2 protein-coding genes are annotated in these 1,063 nt (G+C 56.3%); one reads left to right on the top strand and one right to left on the bottom strand.

All coding sequences use genetic code 11. The features are described 5' to 3' along the window. Positions 1-846 (top strand): flagellin (locus tag AC27VO_RS16485; RefSeq protein WP_488667801.1); only part of this gene is annotated, 846 nt, incomplete at its 5' end. Between the two features lie 30 nt (positions 847-876). Here AC27VO_RS16485 and AC27VO_RS16480 read toward each other — a convergent pair. Next, a partial coding sequence (locus AC27VO_RS16480) for a hypothetical protein (protein WP_488667800.1) occupies positions 877-1,063 on the bottom strand: 187 nt, incomplete at its 5' end.

Here is a 1,063-nt window from a genome sequence, read left to right as displayed (position 1 = left end):
GATATCAGCTATTCAGAGCGCAGCTTTACGGTCACAGCAACGACCATGGATGCAGCTGGCGCGGCTGGTGCAGTGTTCAAGGGCTATGCCACTGAAGTGGATGCGGGCACTTTGCAAATTCGTGTGGGCGGGGCGACAGCAACCCCGGTGACGCTGGATGGTCTGGCATCGGCGAGTTCGACCCAGGAACGTTTGGGTCAGGTCGTTGCCGCGATCAATGCGAAAACAGCCGACACCGGAGTGACGGCCTTCTTGGAGACGGATGGTGCGGACTACAAAGTGACACTTTTGTCCGAGCAAGTCGATGCGAATGGTGCACCGCAAACAGTTGAATTGCTGGGCTTCTCGAACAAGGTGACGGGCTTTGGTATGACGTCTGCAGCCGTCACCAATACAGCAACTTCTCAAGCGGGTGTGGACACTATTTTGAAGGCTGAGCTGGCAGCCGCTGCCACGACGACACCGTTTGTTGTGGCGGATAAGGCGGCTGCTGCTAATAGCGATGCACTGTTGGCGATCAAGGCCAACCAGACGGGTATTGAGTCGTTGGATGTGTCGACCCAAACAGGTGCCTGGAAAGCCCTGAAGTCCATCGACGATGCGATCGATCAAGTGAACTCGGCCCGTGCGGATCTGGGTGCGTTGCAGACGCGCTTTGAGAAGACGATCGAGAACATCGACATCATGAACGAGAACATCACGGCAGCACGTGGCCGCATCGTGGACACCGACTTTGCGTCGGAGACTGCGAACTTGAGCCGTGCGCAGATCCTGCAGCAAGCGGGTACGGCCATGGTGGCGCAAGCCAACCAGTCGACCCAGAACGTGCTGAGCCTGCTGCAATAACAAGAGCTACTAGCGCTTGCTGAATAAGCGTTAGAAGGCTTTTTGAAGAAAAAAATCTTTATCAAGCTGACAGGCATGCAGATGCCAGTCACTAATGCCCTGCCTCCCCCTTGGCGCAGCAAGCGCTACTTCTACACATGGCGTTGGCGGCTTTGCAAACGCACAGCCGCCAACTGCGATATGGCAACCGTTTTTGGGAGCGTCGCTGGGTTCGGTG

The sequence above is a fragment of the Comamonas sp. 14P8.1.4 genome (assembly GCF_057799285.1).
The sequence above is the reverse complement of the archived record's forward strand: the minus strand, read 5'-3'. Positions and strand labels throughout refer to the sequence as shown.